Source organism: Streptomyces sp. HUAS MG91, assembly GCF_040529335.1.
GTDB lineage: Bacteria > Actinomycetota > Actinomycetes > Streptomycetales > Streptomycetaceae > Streptomyces > Streptomyces tabacisoli.
Genome location: NZ_CP159534.1, coordinates 1,254,768 through 1,267,256 on the forward strand (window position 1 = coordinate 1,254,768; position 12,489 = coordinate 1,267,256).

Genomic DNA, 12,489 nt, shown 5'->3' on the forward strand with positions numbered 1-12,489 from the left:
GCGGGAGACTTCCCCGCGGAGTTACTTGTAGGAGAAGTGAGACACAACCTACGGCGATCTTATGTATGCGTCGGCTAGTCTCCCCGGATGCTCGACACCGTCCCCGCCCGTCCCGCCGGGCTCGCAGCACGCTTCACCAGGGTGCTGTTCTCCCCCTGGTCACGGCTGTCGCTCCTGATGGTGCTGCTGGCCGCGGCCGCCGCGTGCGTCCTGCTCTTCGAACCGCAGCGGCTCCTCCAGGACGGCTGGCCGCGCCAGTTGACCGGAGCGTTCGCGGTCGTGGCCTTCACCGTGGCGTACGGCCTGTGCACGGTGGCGTTCGTGCCGAGACCCCTGCTCAATCTGGCCGCGGGCGCGCTGTTCGGCTCCCAGCTCGGCCTGGTCGGGGCGCTCGGCGGGACGGTCGTCGGCGCCGGTGTCTCCTTCGGCCTGGGCCGGGTCCTCGGCCAGGACGCGCTGCGCCCGCTGCTGCGGGGCCGCTGGCTGAAGGCCGCGGACGGCCAGCTGAGCCGGCACGGCTTCCGCTCGATGCTGGCGGCCCGGCTCTTCCCCGGGGTGCCGTTCTGGGCGGCGAACTACTGCGCGTCGGTGTCCCGGATGCGCTGGGCCCCGTTCCTCCTGGCCACCGCGCTCGGCTCGATCCCGAACACGGCGGCCTACGTGGTGGCGGGCGCCCGCGCCTCCGCTCCCACCTCCCCGGCGTTCCTGATCGCGATGGGGTTCATCGCGGTGACCGGCCTCGCGGGAGCCCTGGTGGCCTGGTTCAAGCGGCACAAGTGGAGTCCTCCGCGCGAGCACTGACCGGGGCGCGCAGCCCGGGGCCGAGCACCAGCGTCACCGCCACCGACAGCACCGCGAGCACCACCATCGCCGCGGCCGGGGAGGTGAGCTGCGCGAGCCCGCCCGCCGTCAGGGCCCCCACCCCCTGCATCGTCAACATCCCGGCCGTGTGCAACCCCAGGGCGTGCCCGCCGAGTTCGTCCGGGGTGAGTGCCACCAGGCGTTCCTGGAGGAGCAGGCCCGCGGAGAAGCCGACGGAGGCGACGGCCACCGCGGCCAGCGCCACGGGCAGCGACGGGCGCGCCCCGAACACCAGATAGGGGACGGCGAGCAGCAGCCGGAGCGGCGCGCCGAGGCGGCCCCGCAGGCGCGCGGGCAGGAAGCGGCCCGTGAGGAAGTCGCCGGCGAGCATGCCGAGCGCGGCGCTCGCGAGGAGCAGGCCGGCGTGCGCGGAGTCGTACGGGACGAAGAGGGCCTCGCAGCCGACGATCAGGCCGTTGGGCACCCAGAGCGCCAGGTACACATATCGGCGCGGGACCGAGGACCAGAGGAGGGCGTTGCCGCGCACCGTCTCGCGGAGGGAGGGGCGGCCCGCGGACCGCGCAGGGCGTGCGCTCAGTCCGGTGCGGGCGACCGCCGCCGACAGGACGTACAGACCGGCGGCGATCAGCAGCGTGCCGCGCGCGGACAGCGCCGGCACCAGGACGCCGCCGAGCGCGTAGCCGGTGATCTGGCAGATCCCCGAACTCATGTTGAGGACGGAACGGCCCAGCAGATAACCGCCCTTGTCTGTGCTGTCGGCGAGCTCGGTGAGCAGGCCGTAGCGAACGCCACCACCGAGCGCCGCCGGAACACCCTGGAGGACGACGAGCGTGAGCGCGGCGGCGGTGGGCAGGCCCGGCACGGTCTGGAGCAGGGTGGCCAGGCCGAGGAGGAGACAGAGCCCGGTGAGGACCGCGCGCGGCGGCAGCCGGTCCGCCGCCGACAGCAGGGTGAGCGCGCCGACGACCTGGGCGAGCGCGGGTCCGAACATGGCGAGCGCGGAGAGCAGCGGTGAGCCCGTCGAGGCGTAGACGAGCGAGCCGAGGGCGAGCCCGCCGACGGTCTGGGCGGCGGTCTGGAGCGAGCAGGCGGCGAAGAGCGGCGTGAACTCGGGGGCGGCGAACAGGTCACGGTAGGTACGCATGCACGGAGGCTGCGGGGACGCGGCCCCCGGGCGTTAATGTTTCGCGGTACGGCGAAACGAGCGGGGCGGGGCGGGCATGGGGATCTGGCAGGTCGACGCCGACACGCTCGCGGGCAGCCGGTTCGTGGTGTCGTCGCTCGCGGAGACGACGGCGAGCCTCAAGAAGCTCGCCGACCCGAGGGCCGCGCACCCCGGTGAGCGGCGCTGGCTGGACGCCCATCTGCCCGCCTACCGCGCCCGGCTGGCCGCGGATCCGGTGACGGCGGCGCTGGTCCGCGCCGCGTTCGGGGCGACCTGGACGGCGGACTTCCTCACCCCGACGCCGTACGGGCTGTGCGATCTGGATCTCGACGAGGGGCTGGCCCGGATCGCGGGCACACCGCCGGACGCCGTGCGCGCGGATCTCGCGGTGTCGTGGCCGGGGCCGCTGCCCGCGTCGCTCGTGCGCGCCGAGGATCTGGCGGAGCGTGCCGCGCGCCTCCTCGACTGGGTGTGGCGGGCGACGGTGCTGCCGGAGTGGCCGCGGCGGCGCCGGGTTGTCGAGGCCGATGTCGTCGCGCGGACCAGGGAACTGTCGGTCGGCGGCTGGGCGGCGGCGTTCGGCGCGATGCGGCCGACGATGCGCTGGCTGGGCGAGGGGCGGCTGCGGATCAACGCCCACGACTATCCGCCGCGGGACATCTCGGGGGCGCGGCTGCTGTTCGTGCCGGTGACACCGCATCAGGGCTGGGTGTCCTGGCCGGAGCCGCCGCCCGGTTCGACGGTGCCGCCGGACCGGTACGCGGTGGTCTACCCGTGCGCGGGCGCGCTCGCGGATGCCGGCCGGACGGCGCCGCCGGACGGTCTTGCCGCGCTGCTCGGCACCGCCCGCGCCCGGGTCCTGATGCTGCTCGACCAGCCTTTGACGACGACCCAGTTGACGGCGCTGACCGGGCAGGGGCTCGGCTCGGTGGGCCGTCATCTGAAGGTGCTGGCCGACGCCCGGCTCGTGGGCCGCCGGCGGGCCGGGCGCTCGGTGCTGTACTTCCGCACACCGGCCGGGGACACCTTGCTGTCGGCCCAGCGTGACCCGGATGTCTAGCGTGCGTTGCCCGCCCGTCACTTTCGGCGCCTAGCGTGCCTCACGCGTGTGCCCGTGCCCCTGTGGCCACGGGGGCACGGGCACCTCCCCCGTCATGTCCGGCGCGCGCCCGCGGCCGGTCCCGTCCCCGGCCCCTGGATCGCGTACTTCTCCATGTCTTGGTTCGAATCATTCATTCTCGGCCTCGTCCAGGGGCTCACGGAGTTCCTGCCGGTCTCGTCCAGCGCGCATCTGCGGCTGACGGCGGCCTTCGCCGGCTGGACCGACCCGGGCGCCGCCTTCACGGCGATCACCCAGCTCGGTACGGAGACGGCCGTGGTGCTGTACTTCCGCAAGGACATAGCCCGGATCGTCTCGGCGTGGTTCAGGTCGCTGACGGACCGGTCGATGCGCGGCGACCACGATGCCCAGATGGGCTGGCTGGTGATCGTCGGCTCGATACCGATCGGGGTCCTCGGCGTGACGCTCAAGGACCAGATCGAGGGCCCGTTCCGCGATCTGCGGCTGACGGCGGCGACCCTGATCGTGATGGGTGTCGTGCTCGGTGTCGCGGACCGCCGGGCCGCCCGTGACGAGCTCGGCGGCAGGCACCGTGCCGTCCGCGCGCGCAAGGAGCTCAAGGACCTGTCGGTGAAGGACGGCCTGATCTACGGCGTGTGCCAGGCGCTGGCCCTGATCCCCGGCGTCTCCCGGTCCGGCGCGACGATCAGCGGCGGTCTCTTCCTCGGGTACACCCGTGAGTCGGCGGCCCGTTACTCGTTCCTCCTCGCGATCCCGGCCGTTCTGGCCTCCGGTGTCTTCGAGTTGAAGGACGCGACACAGGGCGGGCACGTGTCGTGGGGGCCGACGGTCTTCGCGACGCTCATCGCGTTCGGTGTCGGATACGCGATCATCGCCTGGCTCATGAAGTACATCTCCACAAAGAGCTTCATGCCGTTCGTGTACTACCGGATCGCGCTGGGCATCGCGCTGATCGTGCTGGTGACCGCGGGTGTGCTGAGCCCGCACGCCGCCGAGTCGGCCGGATAGCGCGGGCCGCGTCCTCCGGATGCGGCCCGCGCGACCCGCCCGTAACGTCACAGACGACCCCGAACCACCTCATCAAGGAGTCGTCATGGGCGACAACGCCATGGACAAGGCCAAGGGCAAGGCCAAGGAGATGCTGGGCAAGGCCACCGGCAACGAGCGGATGAAGACCGAGGGCAAGGTCGACCAGGCCAAGGCCGACACGGCGAACATGGGCGACAAGGCCAAGGACAAGCTCAAGGGCGTACGCGACTCCCTGAGCGACGACGACAACTGACCGTTCGCCGCGGTCCTCGGACCCGGGGCGCGCTCAGGCGATGATCCCGGCGGCGGCCGCGGCCCGGAGCCCGGGCGGGAACCCGTCCGTCAGCCGGTCGTGGAGCACCGCGGCCGGGATCGGCTTCGGGTCCTTGCCCGCCGGGAAGAACTGAGGGGCACGCGGCCGTCCTCGCAGGCGGGCCCGGCGTCCAGGAGCCGCCGCCGGTCACCAGGGCACGGGGCCCTGCGCGTCGAAGAATCCGCCCGTCGGCCCGTCCGGGCCGAGCAGTGCCATACGGACGATAATCTCGGCGCCTTCCTCGACCGTCTGCACGCCCGAGTTGCCGTTGAGGTCGGTCTTGGTGAAGCCCGGCTCGACGGAGTTGACCCGGATGTTCGGGAACGCCTTCGCGTACTGGACCGTGAGCATGTTGACGGCCGTCTTGGACGCCGGATAGGCGATGCCCGGGTAGAAGCCGGCGGGTGCCTCCGGATCGGTGATCAGGGCCATCGAGGCGAGACCGCTGGCCACGTTCACGATGACGGGCGCTGCGGAGCGGTTCAGCAGCGGCAGGAAGGCGTGGGTGACCCGGAGCGTGCCGAAGACGTTCGTCTCGAAGAGCGGGCGGAGCGTGTCGACGGTCTCGTCGGCGGGGGCGACGATGCCGTTGTCGGCGGTGCGGCCCTCGATGCCTGCGTTGTTGACCAGCACGTCGAGGACACCGTCGTGGGCCGCCGCGATCGTGGCCGCCGCGGCGGCGACGGAGTCCTCGTCGGTGACGTCGACGAGGACGTGCCGGGCGCCCAGCTCCTCGGCGGTGCGACGGCCCTTCTCGGGGTCGCGGCTGCCGACGTAGACGGTGTGGCCCGCCGCGATCAGACGGCGGGCGGTTTCACGGCCGAGGCCCTTGTTCGCCCCGGTGATGAGTGTCGTGGTCATGGGTCAAGCCTGGTACGAAGCCTCCCGCCCTGCCAGCCGTCCCGTCTTCCTGGGACTGCCGGTACCAGGAAGATCCGTGCCGGAGCGGGCAGAGTGGAGGCATGAGCAACGACTTCGGGGACGCCGTCCGGCGCTGGCGGGACCGGGTGCGGCCCGAGTCGGCCGGGCTCACCCCGGTGGGACAGCGGCGGGCCGCGGGACTGCGTCGCGAGGAGCTGGCGCTGCTGGCCGGGATCTCCGCGGACTACGTCACCCGCCTCGAGCAGGGCCGGGCCAGTCACCCCTCGGACCAGGTGGTCGCGGCGCTGGCCCGCGCGCTGCGGCTGTCCGGCACCGAGCGCGAGCACCTGTTCCGGCTCGCGGGTCTGGTGCCGCCCGGCCCCGACCGGGTGCCCGGCACGCTCACGCCGAGCGTGCACCGCCTCCTGGAGCGGCTCGCCGGGACGCCGGTCGCGGTCTTCGACGCCGCGTGGACGCTGCTGCTCGCGAACCCGCTGTACACGGCGCTGCTCGGGGAGCGCCCGCGGTGGCGCGACCACCGGAGCAACGGCGTCTGGTGGACGTTCCTCGGCCCGCCGGACCGGGTGCGGCTCAGTGCCGGGGAGCGCCGGGCGATGGAGGCGGCCCTCGTCGCGGACCTGCGGGCGACCGCGAGCCGCTATCCGGCCGACCCGGAGCTGGCCGCCCTGGTCGCCGACGTGCGCGCCGGCAGCCCGCGGTTCGCCGCGCTGTGGGACGCGGGCGCGGTGGGCCGGCACGAGGCGGCCCGCAAGACGGTCGACCATCCGCAGGTCGGCCCGCTGACCCTGGACTGCGACATCCTGACGGTCGCGGGCGACGATCTGCGCGTCATGGTCTACACGGCCGAGCCGGGCACGCCGGACGCAGACGTCCTGGCGCTGCTGTCCACCCGGGTGGTTCCGGCGCTGCTCGTATCCTCACCTGCATGACACGCCACATTTCCTTCTCCCGTCTGCACAACTTCCGTGACCTGGGCGGCTGTCGCACCCTCGACGGCCGGACCGTCCGCCGGGGGCGGCTGTACCGCTCCGACGCGCTGTCGAAGCTGAGCCCGGCCGCCGGGACCGACGCGGAGCGGGCCGACTGGGAGAGATACACGGCCCTCGGCATACGCACGGTGATCGATCTGCGCTATCCGCGGGAGATCGCCGCGAACGGCCGGGTGCCCGAGGTCCCCGGCCAGCGCTGGGTCAATCTCAGCGTGGAGCACCGCCCGTACGACCAGACCGTGATCGACCCGGCCGTCGACCCGTGGCGCCACCTCGCCGACCGCTACCTGGAGGTCGCCCACGACGGCGCCGAGGAGCTGGGGCAGGCTCTCGACCTGATCGCGGCCGCCGACGAACCCCTGGTCTTCCACTGCGCCTCGGGCAAGGACCGCACCGGTCTGCTCGCGGCGCTGGTCCTCGTCCTGCTCGGTGTGCACGAGGACGATGTGGCGGCCGATTTCGCCCTTACCGAACTGGCCCGGGACCGGCTCCTCGCCGACTGGAAGGCGGCGCACGAGGGCCGCGAGCCGAGCTGGCCCGGCTTCGGCCGCGCGCCCGAGACGATCATGCGGCTGTTCCTCGCGGACCTGTCCGCGCAGTTCGGGAGCGTGCAGGGGTATGTCACCGAACACCTGGGCAGGGATGAGGAGTTGACCACCCGGCTGCGCAAGGGACTGCTCAGCTGATCGTCAACTCCCCATCAGAAGTGATCACTTGACGCAGTCGACCGCTCGCTCAGGGTTCACATTCGGTCGTCGCGCGCTTAGCCTTGGCACATGCCACCTGCCGCACCCAAGCCCGCGCGGACCGCCGAGGAAGTGAACGAGCAGATCCGCGGCCTCTGGCTGCGCGCGGGCGGGCGGCTCACGGCCGAGCAGCGCACGCAGTACGAGCTGCTGGTGACGGAGTGGGCCCTGGCCACGCGCACCGAGGTCGTCGAAGCGGCCTGATCAGGGCCGGTCCGGTCAGCGTCCGCCCGCGACGCGCAGCACGGTGCCCGTCGTGTACGAGGCGTCGGCGGAGAGCAGCCAGGCGATCGCCGCGGCGATCTCCTCGGCCTGCCCCGCCCGGCGCAGCGGCACACCGCCCGCCATCCGTTCGGCCCGGTCCGGGTCGCCGCCCGTGGCGTGGATCTCGGTGTCGATGATGCCGGGGGCCACGGCGTTGACGCGGATGCCGGCCGGCCCGAGCTCCTTGGACAGGCCGACGGTGAGCGTGTCGACGGCGGCCTTGGACGCGGCGTAGTGGACGTAGTCGCCGGGGCTGCCCAGGGTCGCCGCGGCGGAGGACACGTTCACGACGGCGCCGCCGGTCTGCGCCATGTCGCGGGCGGCGCGGCGGCAGCACAGCAGGACGCCGAGGACGTTGACGTCGACGATCCGGCGCAGGTCCTCGGTGCGGGCCTCGGCGAGCGGGCCGAACGGTCCGGTGACACCGGCGTTGTTCACCAGGCCGGTGAGCGGGCCGAGTTGCTCCTGGACCGAGTCGAACATCCGCTCGACGTCGGCCTCTTGGGACGTGTCACCGCGCAGGACGACGCAGCGGGCACCGGCCGCGATCACCGCCTCGGCGGTGCGCTGTGCCGCGTCCTTGTCCCGGACGTAGGACAGGGCGACGTCGTGGCCGTCCCGGGCGAGCCGCAGGGACGTGGCGGCGCCGATGCCCCGGCTGCCGCCGGTGACGAGCGTGATGGGGCGGGTCAATCGAGCCTCCTGGCAGTGATCATGTCGCGCGAGGTGCACCGTACCAGCGCCACTTTCCGACCCTCTCCCGGCCCGGCAGGTCACCGCGTCCGGTCACCCACAGCAGCGTCGGCCAGGGCTCGGTGTCGGCGGGGGCGTCGGGGAAGAGCCGGTGCAGGGAGCGGGCGCAGAGACCGGCGGGCGGCTCGAAGGGGACGCCGAGGCCGAGCGCCATGTCGTGGGCGTGCAGCAGCGTCTCGACGATGCCCATCGCGGCGAAGCCCTCGGGGTCGGCGGCACCGAAGGTGTGGTGCCCGCGGGCGTCGGCCGGGGTCGCGCGCACCACGGCGACGAGCAGCCCGCCGCACGCCTCCAGGACCCCGAGCAGTCCGGCCGGGCCGGCCTCCGGGTCGGCGGTGACGGTGTTGGCGGGGCCCTCCGGGCGGCGCCGGGAGAAGCCGAAGCTCACGTACTCGTCGGCCTGCGGCCGGGTCGAGCCGATCTGGGCCGCGTACGCGAAGAGGTCGTCGGCGAGGTGCTCGCCGGTCTCCCAGCACGTCCACTCGAGGGGCCCGGCCGGGACGTGCCAGTCGGCGCCGGTCGCGGGGGTCAGTGCGTCGACGGTGATCCGGACGGCGTGCGCGACGTCGTCGGCGGTGACGGGTCCGGGTACGGGGGTGTTCGGCTCGGCTGACATGGGGAGACGGTAACAGCGACCTGGCGCACGCCTCTTGGCTGTTCGGGCCGGGGGCTCGACACTGACTCGATGACGCAGCGTGTGGAACTCGCGACCGTCCTCGACCGGCTCGCCGTCGACGAATTGGTGACCGACTACGCCGTGACCGTGGACGACGGGGACTGGGCGGCGTACCGCGCCCTGTTCGCGCCCGACGGCCGCGCCGACTACCGGGCGGCGGGCGGTGAGGAGGGCGGCGCCGAGGAGATCGCCCGGTGGCTGACCCGGACCATGGAACTGTTCCCGATGCGCCAGCACCTGATCGTCAACCGCCGTGTGCGCTTCGGCCGTCTGGACCGCGACGTGGGCGACACGGCCCTGGTCCGGGCGGACTACATCAACCCCATGCGGTTCCCGGGCCCGGACGAGGGCGGGGCGCCGGACTTCGTGTGCGGCGGCCGGTACGCGTTCGGGCTCGTCCGTACGCCCGTCGGCTGGCGGATGCACCGGGTGACCGTCCACGAGAAGTGGCGGCGCGCTCCGCGGCGATCGGCCACCGGCGTGTGAGGCGGGCGCGGCGCCCACTGTCGTTGATCGCCGCCGACGCGCACACTGGGGGGACGTGACCGGTGACGGCGGCAGTCGTACGAGGTGGGAGGCGCGGCGGATGCGGGGACGGTGGCAGCGGCTCGGCACATCGCCCTGGTGGCGCGGGGCGGCGGCGGCCGGGGCGGGCGCGCTGCCCGCGCTCGCGTTCCCCGCGCCCGCGCTGTGGTGGTTCGCCTACGCGGCCCTCGTCCCCTGGATGCTGCTGGCGCGCTCGGCGCCGACGCCGCGCCGCGCCGCCCTGGACGGCTGGCTGGGCGGCCTCGGATTCATGCTGGCGGTGCACCACTGGCTGCTGCCCAGCCTGCATGTCTTCACGGTCGTTCTCGCCGCGCTGCTGGGCGCGTTGTGGGCGCCGTGGGGGTGGCTGCTGCACCGGCTGCTGCACGACCGGCCGTCGCCGCGGCAGGCGGTGGCCGCGCTGGTCGCGGTGCCGTCGGCGTGGCTGATGGTCGAACTGGTCAGGTCCTGGCAGGGGTTGGGCGGCCCGTGGGGGATGCTGGGCTCCAGTCAGTGGCAGGTGGGTCCGGCACTGCGGCTCGCGTCGGTGGGCGGCGTGTGGCTGCTGAGTCTGCTGGTCGTCGCCGTGAACACCGCGGTGACGCTGCTCGTGATCGCGCGCGGCGCCCGCACCCCGGCGGTGGCCGGGCTCGTCGCGACCGTCGCGGTGACCACGGCCGCCTCGGCCTGGGCGCCGCGCCCGCAGACCGACGGCACCGCACGTGTGGCGGTCGTCCAGCCCGGGGTGATCGTCGGGGCCGAGCGCCGCTTCGACCGGGAGGAGGCCCTGACCCGCCGACTCGTGGGGCGCGATGTCGACCTGGTCGTCTGGGGCGAGAGCAGCGTCGGCTTCGATCTGGCCGCACGCCCCGACCTGGCCCGCCGGCTCGCCGCGCTCTCCCGGCAGGTCGGCGCGGACATCCTGGTCAATGTGGACGCGCGCCGTCCGGCGTCCGACGGTGACGGCGCCGGGCGCGGCATCTACAAGAGTTCGGTGCTGATCGGTCCCGAGGGGCCGACGGGTCCGCGCTACGACAAGATGCGGCTGGTGCCGTTCGGCGAGTACGTGCCCGCCCGGTCGCTGCTCGGCTGGGCGACGTCGGTGGGCAAGGCGGCCGGCGAGGACCGCAGGCGCGGGACGCACCAGGTCGTGATGGACGCGGGGGCGCTGCGGTTCGGGCCGCTGGTCTGCTTCGAGTCGGCGTTCCCCGACATGACGCGGAACCTGACCCGGGACGGGGCGCAGCTGCTGCTCGCGCAGTCGTCGACCTCGACGTTCCAGCACAGCTGGGCGCCCGAGCAGCATGCGTCGCTGGCGGCGTTGCGGGCCGCCGAGAGCGGGCGGCCGATGGTGCACGCGACGCTGACCGGGGTCTCCGCGGTGTACGGGCCCGACGGTTCGCGGGTCGGTCCGTGGCTCGGTACGTCGTCGAGCACGGTCCGGGTGTACGCGGCCCCGACCGCCCACGGCACGACCCTGTACGTCCGCTTCGGCGACTGGCCGATTCATGTCGCCGGGGCGGTACTGCTGGTCCTCGGCGCCGCGGAGGCCCTGCGACACCGCCGCTCCACGTCCCACGTGCACGCCGGTGGGGGCTGGTCGCGCAGTTCCCCGCGCCCCTGAAAGGCCCGTCAGGGGCGCGGGGAACTGCGCGACCAGCCCCCACGCACCCGCGGACAACGACGAGGCCGCCTCAGCTCAAAACGCCCCGCACAACCCGCTCGCACAACTCATGCGAAGCCAGCGCATCGCGCCCGCTCACGACCTTCCCGGCCCGCACGGCGTCCAGGAACGCCAGGGCCACCTGCTCGATCCCGCGCTGCCGGGCGACCGGCACCCAGTCCCCCCGCCGCCGCACCGTCGGCTGTCCCTTGTGATCGACGACGTCGGCGAGATTGAGCACCTGCCGCTTGGTGTCCTGCCCGGAGACCTCGAGGATCTCCTCCGTGGACCCGCTGAGCCGGTTCATCACCCCGAGCGCGGTGAACCCGTCCCCGGCGAGCTGCAGCACGACATGGTGCAGCAGACCGTCCTCGACCCGGCTCCGGACGGTGACGTCGTCGATCGTGCCGGGCACCAGGAAGCGCAGGGTGTCCACGACGTGGATGAAGTCGTCGAGGATCATCGTGCGCGGCTCCTCGGGGAGCCCGACGCGGTTCTTCTGCATCAGGATCAGCTCGCGCGGATGCTCCACGCACTGCGCGTACCCGGGCGCGTAGCGCCGGTTGAAGCCGACGGCGAGACTGACCCCGCGCTCCTCGGCGAGTTCCACGAGACGTGCCGACTCGGCGAGTTCGTAGGCGAGGGGCTTGTCGACGTAGGTCGCCACGCCGGCTTCGAGCAGCCGCGTCACGATCTCGGGGTGCACGGCGGTCGGCGCGTGCACGAACGCGGCGTCGAGTCCCTGCGCGAGCAGCGCGTCCAGGTCGGTGTGGCGCCGGTCGTCGGGGATCCGGTACTGGTCGGCGACGCGGGTGAGCGTCGCGGCGGTGCGGGTCTGCAGATGCAGTTCGATGCCGGGCTGTGCGGCGAGCACGGGCAGATAGGCCTTCTGGGCGATGTCGCCGAGTCCGATGCAGCCGACCTTCACGTCCCGTACTCCTCTGTGTGCGTCCCCGTCGTGTGCGTCTGGGCAGCATACGGCGGGCGCGGGGCGCGCCACCCGTTCCCCCCGGCCCGCCCCATCACCCGTGTGGGGCAACCTCGCCGATTCCGGTTCCCCTCGCCGCCCGCGCTCCGCCAAAGTGGCGCGGGTGCCCAGAACCACCAGCTCAGCCACGCTTCTGCTGACGGCGGCGGCCGCGGCCGTCACCGCCGCCACCGCCTCGGGATGTGTGAGCGTCGGCGCGCCGCCCGCTCCGGCCGCCCCCAGCCCGTCCGCGACGGCCCCCGCGCCGCGCCCGGAGGGCCACTCCGCCGGCCGGCCGCTCGTCCAGGGCCCCGCGCGCGAGGCCCTTCAGCGGACCGAACCGTCCCCCCGCAGTCAGCCCCGCTCCCCCGCCGCCCAGCGGCCCGCCGAGCCGCCCCGAGCGCCCGTGCGGCACGCCGTGCCGTCACAGCGCCGGGCGCCGGACGCCGCCGCTCCCGCGCACACCGCGGCGCCCCGCACCGAGCGCCCGGCCGTCCCCGCGCCGCCGCGGACCGATGTCTGCGCGCTCGGCCGGCAGTACGGCGGCTGGGCCCCGGACAGCCCGCAGGCGGTCATCTGCAAGGACACGTACGGCGGTTGACCCTCGGGACGGA

At 73.7% G+C, this 12,489-nt stretch carries 15 protein-coding genes; 10 read left to right on the forward strand and 5 right to left on the reverse strand.

Annotated features, from left to right (window positions below):
* Window positions 1–87: 87 nt before the first annotated feature.
* The gene (locus ABII15_RS05795) at window positions 88–801 is read left to right on the forward strand and encodes a TVP38/TMEM64 family protein (RefSeq protein ID WP_353941191.1); all 714 of its coding nucleotides are present in this window, start codon (window positions 88–90) and stop codon (window positions 799–801) included.
* Here the strand turns inward: ABII15_RS05795 and ABII15_RS05800 are convergent.
* Window positions 764–1,966 (reverse strand): MFS transporter, encoded by a 1,203-nt coding sequence (locus ABII15_RS05800; protein WP_353941192.1) that lies wholly within the window; start codon window positions 1,964–1,966, stop codon window positions 764–766. The genes ABII15_RS05795 and ABII15_RS05800 overlap by 38 nt on opposite strands.
* A gap of 76 nt (window positions 1,967–2,042) precedes the next feature.
* Between ABII15_RS05800 and ABII15_RS05805 the strand changes: the two genes are divergently transcribed.
* The 3 genes from ABII15_RS05805 (at window position 2,043) to ABII15_RS05815 (ending at window position 4,350) form a co-directional block, all read left to right on the forward strand.
* Window positions 2,043–3,047, forward strand: a complete 1,005-nt coding sequence (locus tag ABII15_RS05805) for a helix-turn-helix transcriptional regulator (RefSeq protein ID WP_353941193.1) — start codon at window positions 2,043–2,045, stop codon at window positions 3,045–3,047.
* A 153-nt stretch (window positions 3,048–3,200) separates the two neighbouring features.
* A complete protein-coding gene (locus tag ABII15_RS05810; RefSeq protein WP_353941194.1) occupies window positions 3,201–4,076 on the forward strand; it encodes an undecaprenyl-diphosphate phosphatase in 876 nt (291 codons plus the stop codon).
* 85 nt (window positions 4,077–4,161) lie between these two features.
* Window positions 4,162–4,350 (forward strand): CsbD family protein, encoded by a 189-nt coding sequence (locus ABII15_RS05815; protein ID WP_111663640.1) that lies wholly within the window; start codon window positions 4,162–4,164, stop codon window positions 4,348–4,350.
* Between the two features lie 207 nt (window positions 4,351–4,557).
* Here the strand turns inward: ABII15_RS05815 and ABII15_RS05820 are convergent, their stop codons facing one another.
* A complete protein-coding gene (locus tag ABII15_RS05820; protein WP_353941195.1) occupies window positions 4,558–5,271 on the reverse strand; it encodes an SDR family NAD(P)-dependent oxidoreductase in 714 nt (237 codons plus the stop codon).
* A 101-nt stretch (window positions 5,272–5,372) separates the two neighbouring features.
* Between ABII15_RS05820 and ABII15_RS05825 the strand changes: the two genes are divergently transcribed.
* From ABII15_RS05825 to ABII15_RS05835, 3 genes are all read left to right on the forward strand, one after another.
* Window positions 5,373–6,221: a helix-turn-helix transcriptional regulator gene (locus ABII15_RS05825; protein WP_353941196.1), complete on the forward strand. Its 849-nt coding sequence runs from the start codon at window positions 5,373–5,375 to the stop codon at window positions 6,219–6,221.
* Window positions 6,218–6,967, forward strand: a complete 750-nt coding sequence (locus ABII15_RS05830) for a tyrosine-protein phosphatase (RefSeq protein WP_353941197.1) — start codon at window positions 6,218–6,220, stop codon at window positions 6,965–6,967. Before ABII15_RS05825 ends, ABII15_RS05830 begins: the two co-directional genes overlap by 4 nt.
* Before the next feature lie 90 nt (window positions 6,968–7,057).
* Window positions 7,058–7,231 (forward strand): hypothetical protein, encoded by a 174-nt coding sequence (locus tag ABII15_RS05835; RefSeq protein ID WP_353941198.1) that lies wholly within the window; start codon window positions 7,058–7,060, stop codon window positions 7,229–7,231.
* A 15-nt stretch (window positions 7,232–7,246) separates the two neighbouring features.
* On the opposite strand, the gene ABII15_RS05840 is transcribed toward ABII15_RS05835, so the two are convergent.
* Together ABII15_RS05840 and ABII15_RS05845 are read right to left on the reverse strand one after the other, a co-directional pair.
* Window positions 7,247–7,984, reverse strand: a complete 738-nt coding sequence (locus tag ABII15_RS05840; RefSeq protein ID WP_353941199.1) for an SDR family oxidoreductase — start codon at window positions 7,982–7,984, stop codon at window positions 7,247–7,249.
* Between the two features lie 19 nt (window positions 7,985–8,003).
* On the reverse strand, window positions 8,004–8,660 hold the full coding sequence (locus tag ABII15_RS05845) for a DinB family protein (RefSeq protein ID WP_353941200.1): 657 nt from the start codon (window positions 8,658–8,660) through the stop codon (window positions 8,004–8,006).
* A 69-nt stretch (window positions 8,661–8,729) separates the two neighbouring features.
* Between ABII15_RS05845 and ABII15_RS05850 the strand changes: the two genes are divergently transcribed.
* Entirely contained in the window at window positions 8,730–9,206 is a 477-nt protein-coding gene (locus tag ABII15_RS05850) for a nuclear transport factor 2 family protein (protein WP_353941201.1), read from the forward strand.
* Between the two features lie 100 nt (window positions 9,207–9,306).
* A complete protein-coding gene (lnt, locus tag ABII15_RS05855) occupies window positions 9,307–10,869 on the forward strand; it encodes an apolipoprotein N-acyltransferase (RefSeq protein WP_353946971.1) in 1,563 nt (520 codons plus the stop codon).
* A 70-nt stretch (window positions 10,870–10,939) separates the two neighbouring features.
* Here lnt and ABII15_RS05860 read toward each other — a convergent pair whose 3' ends face one another.
* A complete protein-coding gene (locus tag ABII15_RS05860) occupies window positions 10,940–11,836 on the reverse strand; it encodes a Gfo/Idh/MocA family oxidoreductase (RefSeq protein ID WP_353941202.1) in 897 nt (298 codons plus the stop codon).
* 163 nt (window positions 11,837–11,999) lie between these two features.
* On the opposite strand from ABII15_RS05860, the gene ABII15_RS05865 reads away from it, so the two are divergent.
* Window positions 12,000–12,476, forward strand: a complete 477-nt coding sequence (locus ABII15_RS05865; protein WP_353941203.1) for a hypothetical protein — start codon at window positions 12,000–12,002, stop codon at window positions 12,474–12,476.
* The last annotated feature ends 13 nt before the right edge of the window (window positions 12,477–12,489 follow it).